Source organism: Nostoc flagelliforme FACHB-838, from assembly GCF_014698065.1.
GTDB lineage: Bacteria > Cyanobacteriota > Cyanobacteriia > Cyanobacteriales > Nostocaceae > Nostoc > Nostoc flagelliforme_B.
This window is the reverse complement of sequence record NZ_JACJSI010000356.1, coordinates 1-5,975: the sequence shown is the minus strand read 5'-3', so window position 1 is coordinate 5,975 and position 5,975 is coordinate 1. Positions and strand designations below refer to the sequence as shown.

The following is a 5,975-nucleotide window of genomic DNA, read 5'->3' as shown; positions in this document are numbered from 1 at the left end:
ACAGGTTGTAAATTAGTATAAACTCCCTCCCAACCGAAGGTTTCGCTACCTCGATAACGAATTGTACGTGTGGCTAGCCCTAACGCCTGTCCTTCATAAAAGGGACACGCCCGCGTCAAGGAAATAAGTGCAGAGTCGCAAGCTGTAGCTAAATTATAGATATTTAATATTCATTTCCGCACTATATAGATTAATTTATACCTTATGCTGATTTTTGTCTAGAAATTTTAGTTTCTTGCAAATATCAGTTGACGCACACCTTGGACAAAGCAAGCGCGATCGCACTAATTCATATTTCTATTCCGCAACCCCTAAAAGGTGATAATCATGTCTGCATTAAAACCAAACTGACAATATGCATGTAAGTGGCGGCAAATGACAGGCTTGCTAATCTCACCCAATATGTACAATTTGAAAAAGATTGACAAATTATGTCAACTGCGTGGTATTGTAAGCTAATCGGCACTTAAGTTGCATAACGGGACTTAAACAAAACCCAATCGAAAGAGCGAATTTTAAAGAAAAACTGGCGTTGCATAATTGAAGTATGAATTCAAGCGATCGCGCTTGCTTTGTCCAAGGTGTGAATCAACTCATATACGCTCATATTGGAAAAAAACATGGTAAACAAAATTACATTTGTGTGAATTGCGGTCGTCAGTTCATAGATTCTTACGCAGCCCAAGGATACTCGGAAGAAATTAAACAAGAGTGTTTAGAGATGTATGTCAATGGTTCTGGCTTCCGTGCAATAGAACGAGTTAAAAAAGTACATCATACAACAATCATAAATTGGGTAAAAACGATTGGTAACGCGTTACCAAATGCTCCAGATTATGATGAAATCCCCGAAATTACACAGGTAGATGAACTAGAAACTTTTGTAGGTAAAAAAAAATAAAATTTGGTTGTGGACTGCTGTGAATAAGCATACTCCAGGTATCTTAGCCTGGGTTTTAGGCGATAGAAGTTCAGAAACATTTAAACTTTTATGGCAAATTATAAAATGTTGGCAGTCTTATTTTTATGTCACTGACGGATATGCTGTTTACCCTTGTTTTATCAGCGATGAAGATCATCTTGTGAGCAAAACTTATATGACAAGAGTAGGGGGAGAAAACAGTCGTTTAAGACATTATTTGGCTCGATTACATCGGAAAACTTTTTGTTACTCCAAATCAGAGGAAATGCTTAGGCATTCGATTCGATTAGTAATACATTATCTTAAGTACGGTGAGGATGCACTGCAAGCGCTATGCACCCGCAAGTTTAAGGCGATCGCATGATTCATACTTTGATTCAGCAACGCCGAAAAACTTGCTCAATATTTATCGATAGCGCGAGAACAACCAGAGCGTTTGCAGGTATGGTTTTGGATTGTCCTAATTGATACACTAATTATTAATGTACCTCATTTAGCCGCAATCTGCTGTATCTAAGAAAAATTCCGCAAGTTTTTTATCATCAGGGTAAGGTTTAGCATTGAAAATATGTTTTTAGTTTAAACTTTGTTTAAATTCTTTCTGATAAAAATTATTGTAACTATAAATACTGCACCACCAACCCAACCGCAAACAGCTTGAGGAGTAAACAAATCACTAAAAATACCAGCTAGTAGCTTTCCTCCAAGTAAGGAAAGGTTTGTTAACATGCCAATAATTCCTGATAGTCTACCGCGTAAGTTTTGAGGAGAACGTAATAATAATATATTATGGCAGATTACACCTGTGATGGCAGAAGCAAAACCTTCTGAAAATTTGAAACTAAAACCAATTAATGGTGAAGAAGATAAAGATGTCCCGACAAATGATAATGATAGTAAGCAAATTCCACTCTCGATTTTTTGAATACTATTTGAAGTAGAGTTAATTAAACCATGAGCAATAAGAATTGAGGCAAATATTTCTGCTATAGTTGATGTAGCCATATAAAGACCTGTCCATTCTAATGGTAACTTTAATTGTTTTTCAACAATAGCTAGAGCAATTACGTCTTTTAAACCCCAACACACGTGAGCTAAAGTGTAGAAAATTACAATAGTTTTATATTCTTCATTATTTATAATATATTTAATTCCTTCTAATATATCAGATATAAAGTTGTATTTTTTTTCAGTTTGTGTAAAATTAATAGATTCTTTTTTCAATATTCCTTTAACTTCAACTGGAATAGTGGATATTGCTGCTATAGCGATTACAAATGTTGCTACATCAATAAGAAAAACTTTTGTTCCTATAATGTTAGTTAAATATGTCCCAGATGTTAATCCAATAGTTACAGCTATTTGAGATATTAGGTTAACTATACCACAGGCTTTATCTAAGTAACTGTCTTCTACAAGTGCAGGAAAAAATCGATTATAAGCAGCCATAAATGTAAAATGAAATATAGCTTGTATAGACATTAAAAACATATATAGCTGCCATTGATAAAAAAGATAGAATAATGTTTGAACTCCTAAAAAAAACATTGTAAATAGTATAGTTTTTTTAGCTGGTTTATAATCAACCAGTAAACCAATGCCAGAACCAAAAATAGATAAAGTAAGGATAGGCATTATTTGTAGTATTGCAACTGTAGTAGTTCCTCCATTTTGGAAAGTTAAGTAAGAAACAGCCGCGAAGGTTAACCAATTACCAAAATTAGAAATTGCATAAGCTAAAAGAAAAATTACGAAGTTTTTATTCATAATATGAACTTAAAATATTAGTAGTTAAATAAATGTCTTTACTGATATATTTAAAAATTTGGCTCTACCGATCTCCTTATGGAGATTTAACACTAAAGTGCCAGGATAGTAGGCATCGTAATCTAAAATTTGCAAACACTAAAATTTGATTTCTAGTAAATTTAGTTATATTTTTCCAGATATTCATCCCTTAAAGAAAAATTACAAACCCTTGTCATACATAAGTTACAGCTATATCTTTTTGTTGGTTTTTAAGTCTTTTTTTCAGTCAAACTACTTTTTTTATAAGGGGATCAGTAGAACCAAAAATTTTTCTTACTTACAAGTTAAAATATAGTTACAAGTTGAAAAGGGTTGGGTCTAGCTCACGAGTTACAAATACCTTTAGAGGTTGTTTTAAAAGTCCCAAAAGGTATAATTTATCCGGTCTGACTGAGGTCAACTACAACAAAAAAACAAGGTTTCAGCGATGTACTGAGATACTTTATCATGCTCACAATGAGAGCAAACGACGCTTTTAAAACATTCTCTTAAGCACGATCCATATTTTAGTTACCTCACTATTTACTTGCCTTGACATAGTTTGATTTTTTATGCCTACCTACTTAAGGTTCTAATTTTCTTTGGCTTATTTAGATGCTATTAAGCAATTCAGGTAATTGTTTCATACTATTAAAAACAATTGCTCCTGCTTGTGCTAACCGTTGAGGATCTGTCCTTTCTGCATAACCAAAAACTTTCATATTTGCAGCTACAGCAGCGAGAACTCCAGGAATTGAGTCTTCAATTACAACACAATTTTTCGGGTGTTCTCCCATTTCATTAGCAGCATGAAGAAAGATATCTGGATAAGGTTTACCTCTAGTCACTTCAGTTACACTAAATATTCTATTCGTGAATCGTGGTAATAAACCAGTTAAACTCAATGTTTTACTTAACTTTTCATGACTTCCTGAAGACGCAATACATGTTTTTACCATAATGCTATCAAGTATCTCAGTTACCCCATCAACAGGTTTCAATTCTTGTTCAAATAGTTTAAAAGTAATTTCTTCAAAATCTTTAGAAAAAGATTTTGATAGAGGTCTTTGTAATTTATACTCGATAATTTCAAGACAGTTAGAAAAAGATTTACCAACGAAAGTTTCTAAAACTTCTTCATAAGTAATTTTGATTCCTATGTCATTGAGAATATATGTAAGTGCGCGATTAGTAAGTGGTTCACTGTCTACAAGAACCCCATCACAGTCAAAAATAACAAGATTAACTGCCATTTTAAATTCTCCTAATTATGAAATAACAACTTTTATTGTTCGCATAAAATTCACTTAAAAACTATAACTAATTAGTTAATAATACATCATATTTAAAAAATATTTATGACCTATTATTAACTAAAAAAGCAATAACTTAGTACAGTTTTGCGTAAAAGCGTAGCGTTTTTAAATGCAGGGGGATGCAATCGCATTGTATCGGGAAGCGATCGCATTGCACCTTATTGCAAAATTTAATTTGCTACGAATTAATGAAATGCTGTACTTAGTAAGGAGTAATGTCTAAAACTTTAGCAGGAGTGATAGAGACTATATTACGAATATCTGTCTCAGGAATACCTACCATACGCATATTTTGAATTTGTTGTGCTATAGCTTGAGAGCCTCCAGCAACAATACCTTCATTCTGATAAAGAAGTGAAGAACCACTACATTTATATAATCGTTGTCCAGCAAGAATCTCACTTTGAATTCTATCTGTCATAATCATTAAGTTATGTGAACCTACAAGTTCCACTGTTTTTTTAGAAATAGCTAAATCTACATGTTCACCATCAAAATTAATACAAATTTTAAGCAGTCCAGCCAATGCCGCCTCAATCATAGTTGCAGGAACAATTCCCATACGTTCTCGTAGATTTTTTAAATTCCAGTTTTCTAAATCAAGTTCTTCAAGCTCACTTTCTCGCAATGCTTTAGCTGACAAAGTTCTCCATGCATTCTTGAAATTAAGAGGCATATCATTAAATAGATGATCTGTGACAATAGGTTTATCACTACGATTTGCAACAATATCAAGAATTTTTTCCATAGCACGTACACAGACTTCGGCATTGCTTTTTTTACCGAAATGACCTAATGCCGGACTAACTCCACCATCCATTAAAGTTTCTACAATCCATTGTACATTTGGAGGGTAGGTATCATCAGTTTTACTAGAGTGTTTAGTTAAATCTGCATTCGGTGATAAAACAACGTATTTAAGACCCTTCTCTCCACAAGCGGAAAAAATTTGCCAGTGATGTCTAGTAGGTATCCAAACCCCCTGTTTGGGTGTGCCTCCAGGACTTGCAAGTATTGGTCCTTCAAGTGCAATACCTACAATGTACAAATACCGCCCTTCTTTACGTCCTTCATTGTAAGCCTCTATCAACTCAAGAAAGTTATTAAATTGATGTTCTGGCAGATATAAAGTCAGTATTGCTCTAACACCATCTGCTACTAAACTTTTCTCTACTCTGTCAAGAACTATGTTAGCAACTTCTGCAAAATCAAAACTACCAACACCATGACAATGAAAATCAATTGGGCGTAAAGGAGCGATTTGAAAGTTATCATCCAAAGTATTATTTCTAATGTTGAGATTAGTTGTCATTTAATTTCCTTTTATGCTTGATTTTAATTTGACTATTTTAGAATAACAGTTCTAATATTAGCCATTTGAAAATGTAGTCCTTATTCAAGCTTTTTGACTTGCGATTAGACTTTTTAATTGCCTTGTCTTCTTCCTAGAATATGTTGTTTATTCTCTTATTTCAAGATGCAAAATAATAAAAAAAGTGCCATAAATAATGCAGTTAAATGTAAATTATTTATAATTTTTTTGCGCTATTTTTCGACCAATAAAAATTTGATAGCTATAGTCGTCAAAACTACCTGATTTTTGATGAAAAATATAGAATATTTATGTCCTTTTTCCGTGTTAGAATTGCTGATTTTAAGACTTGCGCATTGACAAAAATCTAATTGCAGTAAGTTAGCCAAGTATAGCTAGGGTTTGTTTAATCTTCTCCTTAATTGCACCGCCTTTATTTGTAGGTAGCGGCAAAAGGTCGTTCTTCTCGCTCAATTGATGTCGAGTTGTAGGATACTCCAACACGAGGGTCAATTACCCCAGGTGGGACTTCCAAATGCAGGTGTGTACCTGTACATTTTCCGGCGTGCAAAAATTTTGAAATGCCGACAGTCCGCGCTTGGATATGGTAATTAGGGTGATCTCGCATAACTGGCAT

Annotated in this window: 3 protein-coding genes and 2 pseudogenes; 1 reads left to right on the top strand and 4 read right to left on the bottom strand. The window is 33.7% G+C overall.

Annotated elements, in window-relative coordinates:
* Positions 1-567: 567 nt before the first annotated feature.
* Positions 568-1,286: pseudogene (locus H6G97_RS43540) on the top strand (IS1 family transposase).
* Between the two features lie 215 nt (positions 1,287-1,501).
* On the opposite strand, the gene H6G97_RS43535 reads toward H6G97_RS43540, so the two are convergent.
* The 4 genes and pseudogenes from H6G97_RS43535 to H6G97_RS43520 form a co-directional block, all read right to left on the bottom strand.
* Positions 1,502-2,689: an MFS transporter gene (locus tag H6G97_RS43535; RefSeq protein ID WP_190946718.1), complete on the bottom strand. Its 1,188-nt coding sequence runs from the start codon at positions 2,687-2,689 to the stop codon at positions 1,502-1,504.
* Between the two features lie 632 nt (positions 2,690-3,321).
* A complete protein-coding gene (locus H6G97_RS43530) occupies positions 3,322-3,963 on the bottom strand; it encodes an HAD family hydrolase (RefSeq protein WP_190946717.1) in 642 nt (213 codons plus the stop codon).
* Between the two features lie 265 nt (positions 3,964-4,228).
* Positions 4,229-5,338, bottom strand: a complete 1,110-nt coding sequence (locus tag H6G97_RS43525; protein WP_190946716.1) for a hypothetical protein — start codon at positions 5,336-5,338, stop codon at positions 4,229-4,231.
* 433 nt (positions 5,339-5,771) lie between these two features.
* Positions 5,772-5,975: pseudogene (locus H6G97_RS43520) on the bottom strand (hypothetical protein); the annotation flags it as partial.